Genomic DNA, 21,154 nt, shown 5'->3' with positions numbered 1-21,154 from the left:
CGCATCAATCAACCTGGTTACCTTATTTTCTCGAAGCTTACTGCTTGTCAGGCTTATGTTAACGGGACAGCAGTGAATGGAATTACTGAAACAATACCTGGATATCGCGGTATTCGGCGTGCTCGGCCTGATGAGTTTTCTCATGCTGGCCTATACGATTGAACGCTACGTATTCTTTTCCCGTGTCGAGGTGCACCGGTTTGATGATCAACATACGCTCTACGTTGCATTGACCCGCCACCTCACCATCGTCGCCTCGATTGCCGCCAACGCGCCGTATATCGGTTTGCTCGGGACGGTCCTCGGCATCCTCGTCACCTTCCACGACCTTGCACAAGCAGCCGAATTGTCGGCTGCCACGGTCATGCTGGGTCTCGCCCTGGCCCTCAAGGCCACGGCGGCCGGCCTGGCCGTGGCCATTCCGGCGACGTTGTTTTACAACGCACTGGTCAGACGCACCGATGTCCTGACCGCGCACTGGCAAAGCATAAAAAATCGCACATGAAACCGCTGGCGGTGATGAATGTGATCCCCTTCATCGACATCATGCTGGTCCTGCTGGCCATCGTCCTGACCACCTCGACCTTTCTCGCCCAGGGCAAGATCCCGCTGCGCCTGCCGGAGGCGGGCACGGCTGCTGCCGTCTCCACGACCAAGGCACTCGAGATAAGTATTGATAAAGCCGGCGGCATCTATGTTGACGGTACACCCGTCCGCCCCACCAGACTCGCGGAACACATTAAAGCCATGGCCGCAGACACACCCGTCAGGCTGCGTGTGGACAAGCGCGCAAGATTTGAAGATTTTATTATTGTGATCGATGTGCTCAAGGCGAAAGGCATGGACAAGCTTGCCATTATCACCCACAAGGCAGGCGGTTGATCGCCGGCGGTCGCAGCACCGGTTTTCTGCTCTCTGGCCTGTTACACCTTGCCGTGACCACTGCCTTTGTTACGCAGGTTGATCATTCCTCAGAGCAGAATAATGAAGATGGCCCCCTGTCCCTGACGCTCGCCATGTTCGAGACAGCCGCCAGTCCCGCGCCTGTACCGGAACCCATGCCGACAACACCCGCAAAGGTTGAGCCTGAAAAGCCCATAACAAAAGCCGCCCCCCCGCGGCCTGAACCAAAACACAGACCAAAACCTCTGGCTCCGATTGCACCGGTCACTGAACCCGTTGTTCACTCCCGGACTGTGACTACGAACAACGGCGAAAGCATGCCGGGGCCCGAGCCCGCCAGAACTGCGGGCATGGCGCCCGCCATCAAGCAGGAAACTTTACAAGCGCCAGCATCGAGCTTGCAACAGGCAAGCCTGAAACGGCGCTACCTCAAGAGGCTGCTCGCGCGCATACACAGAAAGAAGCATTATCCCTACCAGGCGCGGCGCAGGCATGAAGAGGGCGAGGTACTCGTTTCCTTTGTCATCGGACAAGCCGGCGAGATATCCAGCATCCGGGTAAGCCGTTCTTCCGGCCACCCGAGCCTTGACAAGGCCGCTATCAAGACCGTTACCCGCGTGAGCCCCATGATACCCCTGCCCGCTGAACTGGGGATAAGTCGCTGGGAACTGGCCGTACCCATTGCATTCAACTTACGGAAGTAAGAACAGGAAGCAACCGATGCCGGCCCGCTTGACCTCGGTTTTTTGCAGTCAGGATCCTGCGGGGCAGGAACAGAAAAATTGACGGTTGATGTATTTTACGACAAGCATTCAGCCAGTATGGCTCATCAATCTCTAGTCGGCGGAGATACCACCAGTAACAACCCCGCCAGGCTGTTAATCAGAAACAGGATCGATGCCACGCCATGCAGCTTGCCAAAGGTCACGGCGGCTTTGGAGCCTTCTACCAGCCCCTGCGCCTTTAGTTCGGCCATCATCGGTTGCAGGACAAACTGCCCGATACAGACGATAACCAGCATCAGTAACAAGACGCCGTGCCGCCAGTGTTTCCAGCCACGGCTGTAGGCGCCGCCGATTAACAGCAGCCCGCCACAGACGAGGCCAACGTAGCTCATGGCTGTGAAGGTCTGCCCGGCGAGCATGCCGGCCAGCTGGCGGTCATCAAGGGTGTTGAAGAGTATCGGTGCGACGATGTAGCCAACTGCCCACATGCCGCCGATCCAGATGGTTAAAAGGGCTCGTTCACTATAGGAGAAGAATTTCATATCAGTGGCGAGCCCTTTATGATTGATGATTGATGATTGATGATTGATGATTGATGATTGATGATTTTTGGCATTCATCAATCATCAATTGCCCAGAACCTTCGGTACGAAGGTTTGGGTACTCATAATAAACCCGAAGGATTTTTTGAGCCAAGAGTTCATCAATATCTTTTTAGATGTATTTAACGTCGAGGATTTCGTACTCGACCGTGCCGCCGGGTGTTTGCACCACCGCGACATCATCAATTTCCTTGCCGATCAGGGCGCGCGCAATCGGCGATCCTACCGAGATCAGGCCTTGCTTGATGTCGGCCTCGTCTTCACCAACAATGCGATAGGTGACTTCTTCACCCGTTTCAACATTGCTCAATACAACTGTCGTGCCGAAGATGATTTTGCCGCCGGCGTTGAGCTTGGTGACGTCGATGATCTCGGCATTCGAGAGCTTGGCCTCGATATCGGCAATGCGGCCTTCGGCAAAACTCTGCTGTTCACGGGCGGCGTGATATTCGGCATTCTCTTTCAGATCACCGTGTTCACGGGCCTCGGCAATGGCCTTGATAATGCGCGGACGATCAACGGTCTTCAGCTGATGCAGTTCCTTGCGCAGCTTTTCTGCCCCATCAATGGTTAGTGGAACCTTGTTACTCATGCCTTCAGCTCCTCATGTAATGTTTGCAGGCGATTCACTTCGCCCTTGCACTCGTATTTCAGTCCCTGACAGAGTGCATGCGCACCGGCGATGGTCGTCGCATAAGTCACCTTATGCATCAGGGCCTCGCGCCGAATCGTAAACGAGTCGGCAATCGCCTGGCGACCTTCGGTGGTGTTCACAATAATGGCGATCTGATCATTCTTGATCATATCGACGATATGCGGACGCCCCTGGCTGACCTTGTTAACCCGCTCGCAGTCGAGACCAGCGGCTTGAATAACTTCAACGGTACGACCTGTTCCGGTCAATGTAAAGCCGAGTTCGGCAAGTTCCCGTGCGACTTCAACAACGGCTTGCTTGTCGGCATCACGCACACTGATAAAGGCCATACCTTTACCCGGCAGAATGACACCCGCACCGAGCGAGGCCTTGGCAAATGCCTCACCGAAGGTACGGCCAACACCCATTACTTCACCGGTAGACTTCATCTCCGGGCCGAGGATCGGGTCCACCCCCGGGAATTTCACGAAGGGGAAAACGGCTTCCTTGACGGAATAATATGGCGGCACGATTTCACCCACCACGCCCTGCTCGGCCAGGCTCTGACCGACCATGCAGCGCGCGGCAATCTTGGCGAGCGAACGACCGGTGGCCTTGGAGACAAACGGCACGGTACGCGAGGCCCGCGGGTTCACCTCAAGGATATAAACATCGTCACCCTGGATAGCAAACTGGGTATTCATCAGGCCGACCACGCCGAGTTCCAGTGCCATCTCACGGATCTGCTGGCGCACCTGTTCAGTGATGCTTTCAGGCAGGTTATAGGGCGGTAACGAACAGGCCGAGTCACCCGAGTGTACGCCGGCCTGTTCGATGTGCTGCATGATGCCACCGATCACGACATCCTTGCCGTCACATATGGCGTCAACATCCAGTTCAACCGCATCATCAAGGAAGCGGTCCAGCAAAACCGGGGATTCATTAGAGACCTGCATGGCCTCGGTCATGTAACGACGCAGTTCTTCCTCATCGTAAACGATTTCCATCGCCCGGCCACCCAGTACATAGGATGGACGCACCACCAGCGGGTAACCGATCTCTTCGGCCAGTTTCACGGCCTGTTCCGGTTCGCGGGCAGTCCGGTTCGGTGGCTGACGCAGGCCGAGCTTGTCGATCATCTGCTGGAAACGCTCGCGGTCTTCGGCGCGGTCGATCGCATCCGGAGTGGTACCGATAATCGGTGCACCGGCCGCCTCGAGAGGCCGTGCCAGTTTCAGTGGCGTCTGACCACCGTACTGCACGATCACACCCTTCGGGTTTTCCTTGTGGATGATCTCGAGCACGTCTTCAAGCGTTAGTGGTTCAAAGTACAGGCGGTCCGAGGTATCGTAGTCGGTGGAAACGGTTTCCGGGTTACAATTGACCATGATGGTTTCATAACCGGAATCGCGCATGGCAAAGGCGGCATGCACACAGCAGTAATCAAACTCGATACCCTGACCGATGCGGTTCGGGCCACCGCCCAGCACCATGATTTTTTCATTGCCTGTCGGCTCGGCCTCGCACTCTTCTTCATAGGTGGAATACAGGTAGGCTGTGCTGGTGGCAAATTCAGCGGCACAGGTATCGACGCGCTTGTAGACCGGGCGCACATTCAGGCCGTGCCGGTGCGCACGCAATTCATCTTCCGAGGTCGCCATCAACGTGGCCAGGCGGCTGTCGGCAAAACCCTTGCGCTTGAGTGCATACATGGCACCGTGATCGAGTGCCTTGTGATCACCGCCTCTCAGCGACTGTTCGGTCTTGATGATGTCTTCAATCTGGGCGAGGAACCATGGGTCGATCTTGCAGACAGCATGCACTTCCTCGATTGTCATGCCTGCACGGAAGGCATCGCCTACATACCAGAGGCGATCTGCGCGTGGTGTGCCCATCTCGGCCTTGATGCGCTTGATGGCATCCTCGTCGTCGAGGTCGACCATCTCGTTCAGACCATCGGTACCGATTTCCAGCCCGCGCAGGGCTTTTTGCAGGGATTCCTGGAAGGTGCGGCCAATCGCCATGACTTCACCAACCGATTTCATCTGCGTGGTCAGGCGGTCATCAGCCTCCGGGAATTTCTCGAAGGTGAAACGCGGGATCTTGGTAACGATGTAATCGATACTCGGCTCGAACGAGGCCGGCGTGGCACCACCGGTGATCTCGTTCTGCAGTTCATCAAGTGTGTAACCGACAGCCAGCTTGGCCGCGACCTTGGCGATTGGAAAACCGGTGGCCTTCGAGGCCAGCGCCGAGGAACGCGAGACGCGCGGGTTCATCTCGATGATGATCATGCGGCCGTTTTCCGGATTGATCGCAAACTGGACGTTGGAACCACCGGTATCCACACCGATCTCGCGCAGCACGGCCAGCGAGGCATCTCGCATGATCTGGTATTCCTTGTCTGTCAGGGTCAAGGCCGGCGCGATCGTGATCGAATCACCCGTGTGCACGCCCATCGGGTCAAGGTTTTCAATCGAGCAGATGATGATGCAGTTGTCCTTGTGGTCACGCACCACTTCCATCTCGTATTCTTTCCAGCCGAGGATGGATTCTTCGATCAGCAGTTCATTGGTCGGTGACAGGTCGAGGCCGCGTTCACATATCTCGAGAAACTCTTCCTTGTTATAGGCGATACCCCCGCCGCTGCCGCCCATGGTGAAGGACGGCCGAATGATGGTCGGGAAACCTATCGTGGCCTGCACCTGCAGTGCCTCTTCGAGGCTGTGGGCAATGGCCGAGTTTGGCATGTCGAGGCCGATCTTGCGCATGGCATGCCGGAACTGATCGCGGTCTTCGGCCTTGTCAATGGCCTCGCGCGAAGCGCCCACCATTTCCACGCCGTATTTTTCCAGCACACCTTCGCGCACCAGGTCGAGCGCACAGTTCAGCGCGGTCTGGCCGCCCATGGTCGGCAGCAATACATCCGGACGTTCCTTTTCGATAATCCGTTCCACCGACTGCCAGAGGATCGGCTCGATATAAATCGCATCGGCGGTTTCCGGGTCAGTCATGATGGTGGCCGGGTTCGAGTTTACCAGGATGACACGATAGCCTTCCTCGCGCAGGGCCTTGCAGGCCTGGGCCCCCGAATAATCAAACTCACAGGCCTGACCGATAACGATCGGCCCGGCACCAATGATAAGAATGCTTTTTATGTCTGTACGCTTTGGCATATGTGCTCTTTAAATCAAAAAACAAATTAGACAGGATTTACAGGATTAACATGATGACTGATGTCTGCCGCATTTATGTTTATCTCGTTAAGCCTGTCTATTTAATTTTCGTCACACTGGCGAATGCCCAGACCCAAAGGGTGGGGTATTCATAATGAACCTCGCAGAGGTTCTATGATGCCAGTGTTCATGTTTTTAATCTCTGGATGCAGGCCTGAACTTCGTTCTGGTCGCGCCGGAGTGACGGTGTTTTATTTAAATCCTGTTAATCCTGTGCCGATAATTTATCCGGCTTTCATCAAATCTATAAAGTAATCAAACAGTGGCGCGACATCATGCGGTCCCGGGCTGGCCTCGGGGTGACCCTGAAAACTGAAGGCCGGCTTGTCGGTGCGATGAATACCCTGCAGCGAACCATCGAACAACGAACGGTGCGTGGCGCGCAGGTTAGCCGGCAAGGTGTCTTCGGCAACGGCAAAACCATGGTTCTGGCTCGTGATCATGACCACGCCGGTGTCGATATCCTGCACCGGGTGGTTGGCACCGTGGTGACCGAACTTCATCTTCACGGTCTTCGCGCCCGAGGCCAGCGCCAGTAACTGGTGGCCAAGGCAAATACCAAATACCGGGATACTGGTTTCAAGTAATTCACTGATAGCGGTAATCGCGTAATCGCACGGCTCCGGGTCGCCCGGGCCATTGGCAAGAAAAATGCCGTCCGGCTGCAGGGCCAGTACCTCGGCGGCCGGGGTCTGTGCCGGCACCACGGTCAGGCGGCAGCCGCGCTGCGCGAGCATGCGCAAGATGTTGTGCTTGACGCCGTAGTCGAAGGCGACGACATGGTACGGCTGGGCGGCGGCATCGACATCGAGATGACCGTCTTCAAGTGACCACACATTTTGCTGCCAGGTATAGGTCTGCTGCGTGGAAACCACTTTGGCCAGATCCATGCCCTTTAGACCGGGGAAGGCCCTGGCGGCCTCGATGGCGGCCTGTTCGTCTATATTGTTACCGGCAACGATGCAGCCACCCTGCGCGCCCTTCTCGCGCAGGATGCGGGTCAGGCGACGGGTATCTATGCCTGCAATCGCCACGACCTGGTTCGCCACAAGATAGTCATCCAGGGCTTGCTCCGCGCGCCAGCTGCTATGCAGCAGCGGCAGGTCACGAATCACCAGGCCGGCAGCCTGGACGGAAGCGGACTCCATGTCTTCGCTGTTCGTGCCGGTATTACCGATATGGGAAGCTGTCAGGGTGACAATTTGGCGGGTATACGAAGGATCGGTCAGGATTTCCTGATAACCGGTCATCGAGGTATTAAACACTACCTCGCCCGTGGTCTGCCCTTCAATACCAATCGACTCGCCATAAAACAGGCTGCCGTCTTCAAGTGCCAATAAAGCGGGCTGGCGCACAGAACCTCCGTCCTCAGATATACGAAGCGGGAGGACTCTGTAAGAAGCCTCCCGCCTGAAAAAAAGATTGGTCAAACAAGGTCAGACGGACAGTCCGACCGGGTTCGTATTCTACCGCAACCACCGCTTTTGCGAAAGATGCAGGAGGCAGTTTTTCATCGCAAACCGAGCACATCTTGCATATCAAACAGCCCACTGTCCCTGTCCATTAGCCATTTCGAGGCACGCACGGCACCATTGGCAAAGGTCATGCGGCTGGAGGCCTTGTGGGTGATCTCGATGCGCTCGCCGATATCGGCAAACATGACCGTATGATCACCGACGATATCGCCGGCACGAATGGTCTCAAAACCGATAGTCTGACGGTCACGTTCGCCCGTCTGGCCCTCGCGGCCGTATACGGCACATTTGTTCAGGTCCCGGCCCAGGGCCGCGGCCACCACTTCACCCATACGTAGCGCAGTACCGGACGGGGCATCGATCTTGTGGCGATGGTGGGCCTCGATGACCTCAATATCGACCTCGTCCCCCATTACCCGTGCGGCCAGATCAAGTAATTTGAAACACAGATTCACGCCGACGCTCATGTTCGGGGCGAAAACGATAGCAATGTCCGTGGCGGCGGCGGCGATGGCGGCCTTGCCGGCCTCATCAAAACCGGTGGTGCCTATCACCATGCGCTTACCCGCGGCGCGACAGACCTTGATATTCTCGAGAGTGACATCGGGACGGGTAAAATCGATAAAGACATCGAAATCGTTCGTGACGGCGGCAAGATCGTCCCCCACGCGCACACCCGATGCACCAATACCGGCGAGTTCACCGGCATCGGCACCGATCACAGAACTGCCGCTACGCTCGATAGCCGCCGTCACTTCGACGCCATCGGCCATCTGCCCGGCTTCGATCAACGCCCGGCCCATACGGCCGGCGGCCCCGGTAATTGCGATACGTGTCATGTTATTCCCCGAAATGATGATTGAGGAATGTAACCGATCATCAATCCTAAATCATCAATCATCAATTTTTTTTTTAAAACTTCATATCGTCGAAGAATTTCTTCACGCCACCCAGCCAGGAAGCGGTTTTCGGGCTGTGCTTGCCATTGCCTTTCAACGAGTCACCGAACTGGCGCAGCAGGTCTTCCTGCTTACTGGTCAGCTTCACGGGAATTTCTACGGCGATAGCACAAAGCAGGTCGCCGACAGGTCCACCACGTACCGGTTTCACGCCTTTGCCACGCAGACGAAATACCTTGCCGCCCTGGGAACCGGCCGGGATCTTCAGCTTCACGCGTCCGGTCAGGGTCGGCACATCAATTTCGCCACCGAGGGTAGCCGTGACCATATCGATCGGGACTTCACAGATTAGATTATTGTCCTGACGCTCAAATATCTCGTGCGGCTTGATTGACATCTGCACGTACAAATCACCCGGTGGGCCGCCATGTTCGCCAGCCTCGCCCTCACCCGACAGGCGGATGCGATCGCCGTTATCGACACCGGCCGGGACCTTGACCGACAGGGTCTTGTTTTCCTGTACACGGCCCTGGCCATGACAGCTCGTGCACGGGTCCTTGATCCGTTGGCCAGTCCCGTGGCAGTCCGGACAGGTCTGCTGCACGGAGAAGAAGCCTTGCTGCATGCGGACCTGCCCATGGCCGGCACAGGTCGTGCAGGTTTCCGGGCTTGTGCCCGGCTTCGCACCCGTACCCTTACACGGCTCACACTTGACCATGGTCGGCACACGAATCTTGACCGTCGTGCCATTTACGGCATCTTCCAGGCTCAGGTTGAGGTTGTAACGCAAGTCGGCACCACGGTAACGCTGCGGCCCGCCACCACCAGCGCCGCCAAAACCACCGCCGAAGATGTCACTGAAGATATCACTAAAGCTGGCCCCGCCACCGGCGTAGCCAGCGCCACCGCCCATGGAGGAGTCAACGCCGGCATGACCAAACTGGTCATAGGCGGCGCGTTTTTGCGGATCCGTCAGGGTCTCATAGGCCTCTTTGGCTTCCTTGAATTTATTTTCAGACTCCTTGTTATCGGGGTTACGATCCGGGTGATGTTTCATCGCCAGCCGACGGTAAGCCTTTTTCAGCTCCGCTTCGCTGGCATTCTTGGCCACACCGAGGACTTCGTAGTAATCACGTTTAGACATATACAATCAGCCGTAAAGTAAGAAAACCCTGATTAACACGCTGAGATGGCGCCGGCGTTGTTCGCAACGATTCAAAATGCGCAGTGAGTGTCTGTAAACTCCGCTTTTTCATCACGATGCGTCTTGCCCTCATCCATCTGATCGCTTTAATCAGGTCTTTCTGGAATCATTAATATACATGCGAAAGCCCCAGGTGCCGGGTCATCGTGAAATGACCGGTTCCTGGAGCTTGGCATGGCCCCCTCACCTGCGGGGAGCCTTATTTTTTCTTGTCGTCGTCGACTTCTTCGAATTCAGCGTCGACCACGTCATCGTTGCTACTGTCAGACTGGGCATCGGCACTGCCGGCATCACCTGCGCCCTGCTGCTCGGCGTACATGCGTTCCGTCATCTTGCCAGAGGCCTCGGTCAGTACCTTGGTCTTGGCCTCGATATCATCCTTGTCATCGCCCTTCATGGCTTCTTCGAGATCCTTGATAGCGGCTTCGACAGTGTCTTTCTCGCCTTCTTCCAGCTTGTCCTCGCCAAGTTCTTCCATCGATTTCCTGACCGCGTGGATCATCTGGTCAGCCGTATTACGAGCGGTAACCATTTCATGGAACTTCTTGTCTTCGTCGGCATGTGCCTCGGCGTCCGTCACCATGCGGTCGATTTCTTCATCGGAGAGCCCACTGGAGGCCTTGATGATAATCGACTGTTCCTTGCCAGTGGCCTTGTCCTTGGCGGACACGTTGAGGATACCGTTAGCATCGATGTCAAAGTTGACTTCGATCTGCGGGGTGCCGCGCGGGGCCGGTGGAATATCCGCCAGGTCAAAACGACCCAGCGACTTGTTCGCCGCAGCCTGTTCACGTTCACCCTGTAGTACATGCACAGTAACGGCAGTCTGGTTGTCATCGGCGGTCGAGAAGGTCTGCCCGGCCTTGGTCGGGATAGTCGTGTTCTTCTCGATAAGCTTGGTCATTACGCCGCCCATGGTTTCGATACCCAGTGACAACGGCGTGACATCCAGCAGGAGCACATCGGTAACCTGGCCACCCAGCACGCCGCCCTGGATAGATGCACCCAAGGCCACGGCTTCGTCCGGGTTCACGTCATGACGTGGTTCCTTGTCGAAGAATGCCTGCACGGCTTCCTGGACCTTCGGCATACGGGTCTGGCCACCAACGAGAATGACATCATCTATTTCCGCTGCCGACAGCCCCGCATCCTTCAGGGCCATCTTGCAGGGTTCGATAGAACGCTGAATGAGGTCATCTACCAGTGATTCCAGCTTGGCACGGGTCACCTTGATGTTCAGGTGCTTGGGCCCCGTGGCATCGGCGGTGATGTACGGCAGGTTCACATCCGTCTGGCTGGAAGAAGACAGCTCGATCTTGGCCTTTTCCGCCGCTTCCTTCAGGCGCTGCAGGGCCAGCGGGTCATTGTGCAGATCCACGCCATTGTCTTTCTTGAACTCGTCAGCAAGGTAATCAATCAGGCGCAGGTCAAAGTCTTCGCCACCGAGGAAGGTGTCACCGTTGGTCGACAGTACTTCGATCTGCTGCTCACCGTCGATATCAGCCAGTTCGATAATAGAGATATCGAAAGTACCGCCACCGAGGTCATATACGGCAACCTTGGCATCGCCGCGCTTCTTGTCCATGCCATAGGCAAGGGCCGCGGCGGTGGGTTCGTTGATAATGCGCTTCACGTCCAGGCCGGCGATCTTACCGGCGTCCTTGGTAGCCTGGCGCTGAGAATCGTTGAAATAGGCCGGCACCGTGATCACGGCTTCGGTTACGGGCTCACCGAGGAAGTCTTCGGCGGTCTTCTTCATCTTCATGAGGACGCGGGCAGACACTTCCGGCGGCGCCATCTTGTTGCCACGGGCCTCTACCCAGGCATCGCCGTTGTCGGCCTTGATGATCTTGTATGGCACCATCGAGATGTCTTTCTGCACCTCGGCGTCTTCGAACTTGCGGCCGATAAGGCGCTTAACGGCAAACAGTGTGTTTTCCGGGTTGGTGACCGCCTGGCGCTTGGCCGACTGGCCAACCAGAACTTCCTTATCTTCGGCGAAGGCCACGACTGATGGCGTAGTACGATCACCTTCGGCGTTTTCGATAACGCGCGCTTTCTTCCCTTCCATCACGGCCACACAAGAGTTGGTGGTGCCCAGGTCAATCCCGATAATCTTGCCCATGTTCAGTATCTCCGTAAATATTCTCTAAACTGTAAAAGTTTGTATAAGTGTGTATATGTCTATCGATATGGGGTTAATGCCGATAACTTCAAGCTTTCCCCAGTAAAATTCTTTGCCCGGCGGCTATTCGGTCGGCGCCTTCGAAACCACGACCATTGCCGGGCGAACCAGGCGCTCGTTCAGGACATAGCCCTTCTGCATCACAGCCAGCACGGTGTTCGGTTCAACATCGGCGGTTTCCTGCATGCTCATGGCCTGGTGAAAGTCCGGGTTGAAGACCTCGTTCTCCGGGTTGACGACGCTGACGCCCATCTTCTCCAGTACCGACTGAAACATCTTCAGCGTCAGCTCCATGCCCTCGAGCAGCGGCTTGACGGTCTCGTCTTCGGCATTGGCCGCGGCCATGCCCATTTCCATGCTGTCGATGACCGGCAGGAGTTCGTTGATAAACTTCTCGAGGCCGAATTTGTGCGCGTTTTGCACGTCGCGCTCGGCACGGCGGCGCAGGTTTTCGAGTTCGGCCTGGGTACGCAGATAAAGGTTCCAGTGTTCATCAACCTTGGCCCGTGCGTCTTCCAGCAGCTGGACATGCTCGCCTTCATCCTGCTCGGGCGTCTCATCAGCGCTGACCTCGGCGGTAAGGGGTTCTTCCTGCTCGACTTCGTGGGTGGCGTTTTCGTTATCGCTCATTCGTTTCTCGCTCCAAAACTGCAAAATTCGTCAAAAATGGGCCCGGCGGCTGGCTTTTCCGCTGATGGCATACTGCTGGAGGGGATATAAGGGCTCAGCTACGGGGATTCAAGGCCGCGCCGAGTAATTTTGCCGTTATATCGACAATCGGGATGACGCGCTCATAGGCCATGCGGGTGGGGCCAATCACCCCGAGGACGCCGGCAACCTGGCCATCGACCTGGTAGGGGGAGGTAATGACGCTGCACTCATCCAGTGGCCGGTAGCCGGACTCCTCGCCGATGAAAATCTGCACCCCCTCGGCCCGCTGGCTCTGATCGAGGATGTGCAGGATATCGCGCTTGGCATTAAAGGCCTCGAACAATTCGCGTAGCCTGTCCATGTCAGAGAGCGCGGCCATGCCAATCAGGTTCGTCTGGCCGGCCAGCACATAATCTTCCTCGTAGGGCTTGTCTTCGTCACAGACCTTGCCGGCCATCTCCATCGCCGCCAGCATCATCTGATCCATGCGGATCTTGGCATCCTGCATTTCCCTGAGTAACTGATCCCGCACCTGCTGGAAGCTCTTGCCGCTGAAAGTCTGGTTAAGGTAATTAGCGGCCTGTTGCAACTCGGCCGGGCTATAGGCCTTGTCGGTAGTGAAAATCTTGTTCTGCACCTGTTGGTCATTCAGCACGAGCACGGTCAGCACCCGGTTGTCGGAGAGCGGCAGAAATTCAACGTGTTGCCAGGCATTGGCCTCGCGGCGCGGCATGGTCACGACCCCGGCCAGGTGGGTGATGCCGGAAAGCATATCGGAAACCGACGCAATCAAGCCCTGCTCGTTATTACCGACGCTCAGGCGTTGCTGCAGCGAATCCACCTCGTGGCTGTCCAGCGGCTTCAGGGAGAGCAAGGTATCCACAAAGAAGCGGTAGCCCTTCACCGTGGGCACGCGGCCGGCCGAGGTATGCGGGGCGGCGATAAGGCCGAGGTCTTCCAGGTCGGCCATGACATTACGTATCGTCGCCGGACTCAGATCGAGGCGCGCCTCACGCGACAGGGTCCGGGAGCCAATCGGCTTACCGTCCTCAATATAACGATCGATCAACACCCGCAACAGGTGTTGTGCACGTTCATTCAGTGGCCCAACGTTCGCCATAATTCCGGTCACATCCAATAAAATTACTGGCACTCATCATAGGAGAGTGCCAGAAGCAAATCAATCCGGCCAGCGGCTATGGCCCATAACCGAAAATTCGGTTAAGGTTCGTGGCAAGTTCTCTATATAATAAGAACAAAGACCAAGCAGGCATACCTAAAGGAGTCCCGCGTGTCGGGCAAATTCAGAAAAATCGGCATTATTGGCAAGTTCCGCGACGACAGCGTCAGCAATACCATCCAGAACCTGCATAATTTCCTCATCGAGCGTGGCTGCACGGTATTGCTCGACGAAGTCACTGCCATGCTCCTGCCGCACCTGGATATCCCGGTGGGTGACCGTGAAGCGCTTGGCGACTTCGCCGATCTGGTCATTATCGTCGGTGGCGATGGCACCTTCCTGAATGCCGCCCGCACCCTCAATGACTACCATGTGCCCCTGCTCGGCATCAATCTTGGTCGGCTCGGCTTTTTGACCGACATCCACTCCAAGAAGATACGCGGCCGGCTCGGCGCCATCCTCGACGGCGAATACGTTGAAGAAGAACGTTCTCTGCTGCACGGGAGCTTTGAATACGAATCAGGCGAGGGCGAAATTTCCCACAGTGATGCCTTCAATGACATTGTCGTGCACAAGGGCCATGTCGCCCGCATGATCGAGCTCGACCTCTATATCAACGGCCAGTATGTGAACACGCAGCGCGCCGATGGCCTGATCGTCTCGACACCGACCGGTTCGACCGCCTACGCCCTGTCCGGTGGTGGACCTATCCTGCACCCGGAACTTGATGCCATGGTGCTGGTGCCCATTTGTCCGCACACCATGAGCCAGCGCCCCATCGTGATCGACGCTAACAGTGATATCGAGATCCGGATTAGCGACAACAATCACGGCGACGCCCTCGTGACCTGTGATGGCCAGCTCAACGTTGAGCTCGGCATTGGTGACTGCGTACGCATCACGAAAAAGAAAACCCCCGTGCACCTGATTCACCCGGCCGATTATAACTATTACGAGATTCTCCGGGCCAAGCTGCACTGGGCTCACCGCCTGTAGCGGGCCGTTTTTTAAGTAGAGCCACCGATGTTAAATCATATTCATATTCGCGATTTTGCCATCATTGATGAACTTGATCTCGACCTGCATACGGGCATGAGCGTGCTCACCGGTGAAACCGGTGCCGGTAAGTCCATCCTCATCGATGCGCTTGGGCTCGCGCTTGGCGACCGCGCTGATGCCGATGTGGTCCGCCAGGGTTGCAAGCGTGCCGAGATCATTGCCAACTTTGAACTGGCCGACCTGCCCGAGGCACAGGCCTGGCTGGAGGAAAATGAACTGGACGATGACAGCCAGTGTCTGATTCGCCGCACTATCGCCGCCGAAGGCCGCTCCAGGGGCTTTATCAATGGCACGCCGGTCCCCATCCAGTCCTTGCGTGCGCTGGGTGAAATGCTCGTCGACATTCACGGCCAGCACGAACACCAGTCGCTGATGCGCGTGCATGCGCAACGTGAACTACTCGATGATTATGCGCAACACGGCAGCCTGCTCAAGCAACTGGCCTGTGCCTACAAAACCTGGAATGAAGCCAATGACGAATACGAACGCCTGCGTCAGGCCGCCAGTGATCGCGATACGCGCCTCGACTTTTTACGCTACCAGGTGCAGGAACTCGAAACCCTGGCCCCGCAAGAGGATGAACACGCCGAACTGGAACAGGAGCATGTCCGCCTGGCCAACGTCAGCCGTCTGCAAGATACCGCGCACCGGCACATTGAGGCCCTCGATGACAATGAGCAAATATCGGCCACCGCCCTGCTGTCACGCGCCGTCAGTGAACTCGATGGCCTGCGCGAGATGGATGGCCGACTGGGTGACATAGCAGATAGCCTGAACAGCGCGCTCACCAATGTAGAAGACGCCAGCAAGGAACTGCGTCATTACCTGGACAGTCTCGATGCTGACCCGGCACGGCTAAGCGAGATCGACTCGCGCCTGGGGTCTTTTCTCGACCTGGCCCGCAAGCATCACGTTAAACCCGGGGAACTGCTGCACCAGCTCGATGAACTGAGCAATGAACTCGATAGCCTGCAGCATGCCGAGACTCGCCTTGAAGGTTTGCAGACCGAGATCGGCAAACACTTTACTGCCTACAGCCAACTGGCTGACAAACTCGGCAAGAGCCGTCGCAAGCACGCCCGCACACTGGCCAAACAGGTGACCGGGCATATGCAGGAACTCGGCATGCCCGGTGGCCACTTCGATATCGTCCTGCATGCCCGCGATCAGGCCGTGCCTTCAGCCGAGGGCATGGAGAAGGTCGAATTCATGGTCAGCGCCAACCCGGGGCAGGCACTGAGGCCCCTGAACAAGGTGGCCTCGGGTGGAGAACTGTCACGCATCAGCCTCGCTATCCAGGTCGTGCTCGCCAACAACGTGCGCATTCCCACGCTTATCTTTGATGAGGTTGATGTCGGCATCGGCGGCGGCGTTGCCGAAATCGTCGGCAACCGCCTGCGCAGCCTGGCCGATAACCGCCAGGTCCTGTGCGTCACCCACCTGCCCCAGGTCGCATCGCAGGCCCATCACCATCTACAGGTCAGCAAGACCCGCGGCAAGGCTCAGACCGGCACCCATATCCAGGCACTGGATGAAACGGCACGCGGCCAGGAGATCGCACGTATGCTGGGTGGGGTGGAAATTACGGAACAAACTTTAGCGCATGCGAAGGAAATGCTCAGCAAAGCGAATTGATGATGGATGATCGATGATCGAAAAACGGTCATTCATCGATCATCCATCATAAATCATCAATCTGCTTACTTGCAGCTGTCACAGATTCCGTAGATATACAGGCAGTGGTCGGTGATCTCGAAGCCGGCCCGTTCGGCGATATCGCGCTGGCGCTGTTCGATGACCTCGTCGACGAATTCTTCGATCTTGCCGCACTTTACACAGACGATGTGGTCATGGTGCTTGCCCTGCTCCAGTTCGAATACTGAGTGCCCGCCCTCGAAATGGTGGCGGGTAACGAGGCCCGCGCCCTCGAACTGGGTCAGCACCCGGTAGACCGTGGCCAGGCCAACCTCTTCGCCGCTTTCGAGCAGCTGCTTGTAGACGTCCTCGGCGCTGAGGTGACGCAAGCTGCTATTTTCCATGATTTCGAGGATCTTGACCCGGGGCAAGGTCACCTTCAGGCCGGCTTTTTTAATATCTGCACTTTCCACAATAAAGTATCCGTTTGAGTACTGCGTAGCCGCTGGTTTTGCGGTAGAATCTGTTCAATTCAGACCATAATGTAATCCAGACTCAAATGCAAAAGCTTCTCATTTCGATTATTGCCAGCTCGGCGCTGCTCAGCGGCTGTTCCAATCTTTCCATGCCGGAGGTCTCGATGCCTGACGCGCTCCCCGACCTCGTGTATAAGGTGGAGATTCAGCAAGGCAACATTGTGAATCAGCGGATGGTCAACCGGCTCGAACCCGGCATGAGCAAGCGCCAGGTGAGCTTCATCATGGGCTCACCGATGATCAGTGACACCTTCCACGCCGCGCGCTGGGATTATCTGTATCGTTTGCACAAGAGCGGCCACGCCCCCACCGACACCAGGCGTGTCTCGTTGCATTTTGAAAACGAGCAGCTGGTTCGCATCGAAGGCGATATTCGCCCGGAGCCGGTGACTGAAGATGAGATCGCGAAAAAGACCCAGGTCGTGGAAGTGCCGGTTCAGGATCGCAATGAAGGTTTCTTCGACAAGACCCTGGAAGTGTTATACCTGAAAGATAAAGAAGAGTAAGCCGTTTGCCGGCTACGCATCTGTGGCCTTGACCTCTTTAACCTCACCACCACCCTTGCGCATACGTTTGCCCTCAGCGGCCCGTCGTTTACGCACCTCTTTCGGGTCTGCTATCAGGGGCCGGTAGATCTCAACCCGATCGCCGTCATGCACCTCTGTCTCCAGCGTCTTCAGTTTCCCAAAGATGCCCACCTTGTTTTTCGTGAGATCAATGTCAGGAAACAGCTCAAGAATACCCGAGTCCTGGATAGCCTGCGCGATCGTCGTCCCCAGGCAGACTTGCAGGGGGATCAGATGTTGCTTATGCGGCAAGGCATAGGCGACTTCAATATTTACGGTTGCGGGCGCGCTAACGTTTTCCATAAATCTCGACTGCGCGTTTTGTGAAGGCATCAACCAGGGTGCTCGTGATCTGACTAAAGACCGGCCCTACCGTCAGCGCCAGGATCTTGCTGGAGAATTCGAACTCGATATCAAACATCACCTTGCAGGCCGTGTCATTAAGGGGCTCAAAACGCCAGAAGCCCTCGAGGTGCTGAAACGGGCCTTCGACAAGGCGCATTTCGATCATCTTGTCTTTTTGCAGCCGGTTCAAGGTCGTAAAGGATTTTTTGATACCGCTGCGGGATAACTGCACCTTGGCGCGGATTTCATCCTCGTTGCTCGCCAGGATCTCACTGTCCCCGCACCAGGGCAGGAAATCCGGGTACGCCGGAATATCGTTCACCAGGGCAAACATTTCGGCGGCGGAATAAGGGACCAGTGCGCTTTTACTGATAACGGGCATAGTTGACTAAAACAGGCTAGCAAGAGCGTCGATGATACCGGTTACCTCGAGGAATACAATAATCACGGCCAACGGTGCGATAAATTTAACCAGGAATAGCCAGACACGATAGCCGACGTGCAGGTGGTCATGGATATCCAGCTCGGCCATCGAGGTCTCTTTCTTCATCAACCAGCCGACAAAAATGGCCATCAACAGGCCACCGAGCGGCAACATGATGTTCGAGGTCAGATAATCGAGCAAGTCGAACATGGTACTGTCAGCAAATTTCGCAATAAATGCCAGCGGTTTGATGTCCTCGCCGATATTAAAGGAGAACACCGTCAATAACCCCATCAGCCAGGTAATAATACCGGCGACCGTCGCCGCATAAATGCGGCTATGCCCGCGGTTTTCCACCAGCCACGCCACCGTCGGCTCAATCAATGAAATGGCCGAGGTCCAGGCCGCAAACACCAGCAGAATAAAAAACAGGGTGCCAAAAAAGGTGCCCGCCGGCATATGCCCGAAGACGATCGGCAAGGTCTGGAAGATCAGCCCGGGGCCGGCGCCCGGTTCCAGGGCATTTGCAAACACCAGCGGGAAGATGGCCATACCGGCCAGCAAGGCGACCACCGTATCCATCAAGGCAACCGTAATCGAGGTCTTGGCGATCGAGGCATCTTTCGGCAAATAAGAGCCATAAATCATGATGGCACCCATACCCAGGCTCAGGGTAAAGAAGGCATGCCCCATCGCCGTCAAGACGCTGTCCGCAGTGAGTCTGGAAAAATCAAAATCAAACAGGAAATGAATGCCCTGGCTGAACTCCCCCAAGTTCATGGCATAGCCGACGAGGATGATGAGCAACACAAACAGTGCCGGCATAAGCAAGCGCACGGCCTTTTCCAGCCCTTGAGTGACACCGCGTGAGACGACAAACATGGTCATGACTATAAACAGGGTATGCCAGGCCAGCAGTTTTTCCGGGTCGGCAATAAATCGGCCAAAGATACTGGCGGCACCATCGGCCGTGACATTGACGAATACACCGCTGCCGGTGCGGAACACATAGGCCAGGGCCCAGCCGGCGATAACGCTGTAATAGGAAAGGATCAGGAAACCGGCCAGCATCCCGAGCCAGCCCAGGTAACACCAGTACCTGGACTGCCCCATTTCACTGGCCAGCGTCCGCATGGTATTAATGGGGCTCTGGCGGCCCCGCCGCCCGAGCATGACCTCGGCCATCATGATAGGGATGCCAATACAGGCGATACAGAGCAGATACACCAGCACAAAGGCGCCGCCGCCATTTTCACCGGTGATATACGGAAACTTCCAGATATTACCCAGGCCGACCGCTGAGCCGGTGGCTGCCAGCACGAAGGCCAGTCGCGATGACCATTCGCCATGAATAGAGCTGCGTGATGAAGTCATGGGATCCTCGGGGTTATTCTTATTTATATGAGGCACATTGTGTGCGAATTCCCCCGCTGGCTCAAGCCAGCCTGATATAATGCGCGCATGGGTAAGCCAAAAAAGAAAAAATCCGTCAGCAACACCATCGCGCTGAACAAGAAGTCCCGCCACGACTACACGCTCGAAGACCGCTTTGAAGCGGGCCTGGAGCTCGAGGGCTGGGAGGTCAAGTCCCTGCGCGCGGGCCATGTGCAGCTCAAAGACAGCTATATCATCATCCAGAATGGTGAGGCCTACCTGATCGGCTCGCATATCTCACCGTTGCCGACCGCCTCCACGCATATTCACCCGGACGCGACCCGGCTACGCAAGCTGCTCCTGCACCGCGATGAGCTGAACAAACTCATAGGCGCCGTCGATCGCAAGGGCTACTCGATTGTGCCCACGGCCATGTACTGGGTGCGCGGCCGCGCCAAGCTGGAAATCGCCCTCGCCAAGGGCAAGCAGCTCCACGACAAGCGCGCCACCGAGAAAGGCCGCGACTGGCAGCGGGAAAAATCGCGCCTGATGAAGCACTGAGGCAATATTGGCCGAAAATCTCCTCGCCCCGCCCTTGAAAGCCGCCTATAATCACACCATCTAGTACGTAACACTTTTGGGGGCGACCTGGCTTCGACGCCGATTGCGAAACCCGAGGTGCATGCCGAGGTGCAGATTTCCTCGTAAAACCAGCTGCAAAACCTATAGTTGCCAACGACGACAACTACGCACTAGCAGCTTAAACTCCTGCGAATGCCCTCGGCCTGATGTGTGCTTATGCGCTCAGTAAACCGGGGTCGACTCACATAAGATCGCGCTGAAACCTGTCCGGAGTGGATGCGTTAAAACCTAACGGAATCGCTATTAGTGCGCCCTGCCCATCGGGTTGCTGGTAGTTAAACTTAATAGATGTGGATAAGCATGTAGAGCCAAAGGCAGAGGATTGACGGACGCGGGTTCGATTCCCGCCGCCTCCACCAACAAAGCGAAACGGGGCACACCTGGAAGGTGTGCCCCGTTTTGCTTTGTGGAGACGGTGAGGATGAGGACCCGCGTTCCGGGTTGCCCTGACCCTTCGGTACGATGGGTAGGGTACGCAAAATGAAACCCGAAGGGGTTCTTTGCGTCAGATTCCCGCCAGGCACTCAGAACCTCTTCGAGGTTCATTGAGTATACCTACGCTACGCTCGTGTGTCATGACGAAAGACGAAAGTCTTTCTTGCTGTATCAAAGATGAGAGGAGGCCTCTCGGTTTCGGTAATCAGATACTGGAATCAAACTACCCTATGCGGCCCTTTTTAAGAGCACTGGTCGTGAGCGATAGGGAAAAGGCAGAATTAATCTGTCAGGTGAGTTCTGAAGAGATGAATGCAAATGAACCATTGATGAGGTGTCGATATGTATAAACACTGTCAAAACCGGAAACCGAGCGTATTTCCGGGATGAGTTTCGACGTGATCTGGAAACGGGCGAAATGGCAGTCGGCATGGAGATGGCATG

At 56.2% G+C, this 21,154-nt stretch carries 20 protein-coding genes and 1 other RNA gene; 8 read left to right on the top strand and 13 right to left on the bottom strand.

Annotated elements, in window-relative coordinates; translation table 11 throughout:
- The first annotated feature begins 76 nt into the window (after positions 1 to 76).
- From exbB to RQ738_RS09725, 3 genes are read left to right on the top strand one after another with little or no spacing between them, the layout of a single operon-like run.
- Positions 77 to 505 (top strand): TonB-system energizer ExbB, encoded by a 429-nt coding sequence (gene exbB, locus RQ738_RS09735; RefSeq protein ID WP_314164924.1) that lies wholly within the window; start codon positions 77 to 79, stop codon positions 503 to 505.
- Positions 502 to 882: a TonB system transport protein ExbD gene (exbD, locus tag RQ738_RS09730; RefSeq protein WP_314164923.1), complete on the top strand. Its 381-nt coding sequence runs from the start codon at positions 502 to 504 to the stop codon at positions 880 to 882. Before exbB ends, exbD begins: the two co-directional genes overlap by 4 nt.
- Positions 879 to 1,607, top strand: a complete 729-nt coding sequence (locus RQ738_RS09725) for an energy transducer TonB (RefSeq protein WP_314164922.1) — start codon at positions 879 to 881, stop codon at positions 1,605 to 1,607. The genes exbD and RQ738_RS09725 overlap by 4 nt, the downstream gene beginning before the upstream one ends.
- A 125-nt stretch (positions 1,608 to 1,732) precedes the next feature.
- Here the strand turns inward: RQ738_RS09725 and RQ738_RS09720 are convergent, their stop codons facing one another.
- From RQ738_RS09720 to hrcA, 9 genes are all read right to left on the bottom strand, one after another.
- Positions 1,733 to 2,170, bottom strand: a complete 438-nt coding sequence (locus RQ738_RS09720) for a DUF4149 domain-containing protein (RefSeq protein WP_314164921.1) — start codon at positions 2,168 to 2,170, stop codon at positions 1,733 to 1,735.
- Positions 2,171 to 2,342: 172 nt separating this feature from the next.
- Positions 2,343 to 2,822 carry a transcription elongation factor GreA gene (greA, locus tag RQ738_RS09715; RefSeq protein WP_314164920.1) on the bottom strand — a complete coding sequence of 160 codons (480 nt, stop codon included), beginning with the start codon at positions 2,820 to 2,822 and terminating at the stop codon, positions 2,343 to 2,345.
- Positions 2,819 to 6,040, bottom strand: coding sequence for a carbamoyl-phosphate synthase large subunit (carB, locus tag RQ738_RS09710; RefSeq protein WP_314164918.1), 3,222 nt, complete (start codon positions 6,038 to 6,040; stop codon positions 2,819 to 2,821). Before carB ends, greA begins: the two co-directional genes overlap by 4 nt.
- Before the next feature lie 284 nt (positions 6,041 to 6,324).
- Positions 6,325 to 7,455 carry a glutamine-hydrolyzing carbamoyl-phosphate synthase small subunit gene (gene carA / locus RQ738_RS09705; RefSeq protein ID WP_314164917.1) on the bottom strand — a complete coding sequence of 377 codons (1,131 nt, stop codon included), beginning with the start codon at positions 7,453 to 7,455 and terminating at the stop codon, positions 6,325 to 6,327.
- A gap of 155 nt (positions 7,456 to 7,610) precedes the next feature.
- Positions 7,611 to 8,414 (bottom strand): 4-hydroxy-tetrahydrodipicolinate reductase, encoded by an 804-nt coding sequence (gene dapB, locus RQ738_RS09700; RefSeq protein ID WP_314164915.1) that lies wholly within the window; start codon positions 8,412 to 8,414, stop codon positions 7,611 to 7,613.
- Positions 8,415 to 8,487: 73 nt separating this feature from the next.
- On the bottom strand, positions 8,488 to 9,618 hold the full coding sequence (gene dnaJ, locus RQ738_RS09695; RefSeq protein ID WP_314164914.1) for a molecular chaperone DnaJ: 1,131 nt from the start codon (positions 9,616 to 9,618) through the stop codon (positions 8,488 to 8,490).
- A 259-nt stretch (positions 9,619 to 9,877) separates the two neighbouring features.
- Positions 9,878 to 11,803 (bottom strand): molecular chaperone DnaK, encoded by a 1,926-nt coding sequence (gene dnaK, locus RQ738_RS09690; protein ID WP_314164911.1) that lies wholly within the window; start codon positions 11,801 to 11,803, stop codon positions 9,878 to 9,880.
- A 123-nt stretch (positions 11,804 to 11,926) separates the two neighbouring features.
- A complete protein-coding gene (gene grpE / locus RQ738_RS09685; RefSeq protein WP_314164908.1) occupies positions 11,927 to 12,493 on the bottom strand; it encodes a nucleotide exchange factor GrpE in 567 nt (188 codons plus the stop codon).
- A gap of 94 nt (positions 12,494 to 12,587) precedes the next feature.
- The gene (hrcA, locus tag RQ738_RS09680; RefSeq protein WP_314164906.1) at positions 12,588 to 13,634 is read right to left on the bottom strand and encodes a heat-inducible transcriptional repressor HrcA; all 1,047 of its coding nucleotides are present in this window, start codon (positions 13,632 to 13,634) and stop codon (positions 12,588 to 12,590) included.
- A gap of 171 nt (positions 13,635 to 13,805) precedes the next feature.
- Between hrcA and RQ738_RS09675 the strand changes: the two genes are divergently transcribed.
- On the top strand, positions 13,806 to 14,690 hold the full coding sequence (locus tag RQ738_RS09675) for an NAD(+) kinase (RefSeq protein WP_314164903.1): 885 nt from the start codon (positions 13,806 to 13,808) through the stop codon (positions 14,688 to 14,690).
- Positions 14,691 to 14,717: 27 nt separating this feature from the next.
- Entirely contained in the window at positions 14,718 to 16,388 is a 1,671-nt protein-coding gene (gene recN / locus RQ738_RS09670) for a DNA repair protein RecN (protein ID WP_314164899.1), read from the top strand.
- Positions 16,389 to 16,453: 65 nt separating this feature from the next.
- Here recN and fur read toward each other — a convergent pair whose 3' ends face one another.
- Positions 16,454 to 16,861 (bottom strand): ferric iron uptake transcriptional regulator, encoded by a 408-nt coding sequence (gene fur / locus RQ738_RS09665; RefSeq protein ID WP_314164898.1) that lies wholly within the window; start codon positions 16,859 to 16,861, stop codon positions 16,454 to 16,456.
- 86 nt (positions 16,862 to 16,947) lie between these two features.
- Between fur and RQ738_RS09660 the strand changes: the two genes are divergently transcribed.
- The gene (locus RQ738_RS09660; RefSeq protein WP_314164896.1) at positions 16,948 to 17,430 is read left to right on the top strand and encodes an outer membrane protein assembly factor BamE; all 483 of its coding nucleotides are present in this window, start codon (positions 16,948 to 16,950) and stop codon (positions 17,428 to 17,430) included.
- 12 nt (positions 17,431 to 17,442) lie between these two features.
- On the opposite strand, the gene RQ738_RS09655 is transcribed toward RQ738_RS09660, so the two are convergent.
- From RQ738_RS09655 to RQ738_RS09645, 3 genes are read right to left on the bottom strand one after another with little or no spacing between them, the layout of a single operon-like run.
- On the bottom strand, positions 17,443 to 17,793 hold the full coding sequence (locus RQ738_RS09655) for an RnfH family protein (RefSeq protein WP_314164895.1): 351 nt from the start codon (positions 17,791 to 17,793) through the stop codon (positions 17,443 to 17,445).
- Positions 17,780 to 18,217 carry a type II toxin-antitoxin system RatA family toxin gene (locus RQ738_RS09650; protein WP_314164893.1) on the bottom strand — a complete coding sequence of 146 codons (438 nt, stop codon included), beginning with the start codon at positions 18,215 to 18,217 and terminating at the stop codon, positions 17,780 to 17,782. The genes RQ738_RS09655 and RQ738_RS09650 overlap by 14 nt, the downstream gene beginning before the upstream one ends.
- A 6-nt stretch (positions 18,218 to 18,223) precedes the next feature.
- Positions 18,224 to 19,633, bottom strand: coding sequence for a sodium-dependent transporter (locus tag RQ738_RS09645; RefSeq protein WP_314164891.1), 1,410 nt, complete (start codon positions 19,631 to 19,633; stop codon positions 18,224 to 18,226).
- Between the two features lie 87 nt (positions 19,634 to 19,720).
- Between RQ738_RS09645 and smpB the strand changes: the two genes are divergently transcribed.
- Positions 19,721 to 20,194 (top strand): SsrA-binding protein SmpB, encoded by a 474-nt coding sequence (smpB, locus tag RQ738_RS09640; protein ID WP_314164889.1) that lies wholly within the window; start codon positions 19,721 to 19,723, stop codon positions 20,192 to 20,194.
- A gap of 78 nt (positions 20,195 to 20,272) precedes the next feature.
- Positions 20,273 to 20,634, top strand: a transfer-messenger RNA (tmRNA) gene (ssrA, locus tag RQ738_RS09635).
- Positions 20,635 to 21,154: the final 520 nt, after the last annotated feature.

The sequence above is a fragment of the Sulfuriflexus sp. genome (assembly GCF_032250955.1).
Lineage (GTDB): Bacteria > Pseudomonadota > Gammaproteobacteria > AKS1 > AKS1 > Sulfuriflexus.
This window is presented reverse-complemented; position numbering and strand designations above follow the sequence as displayed.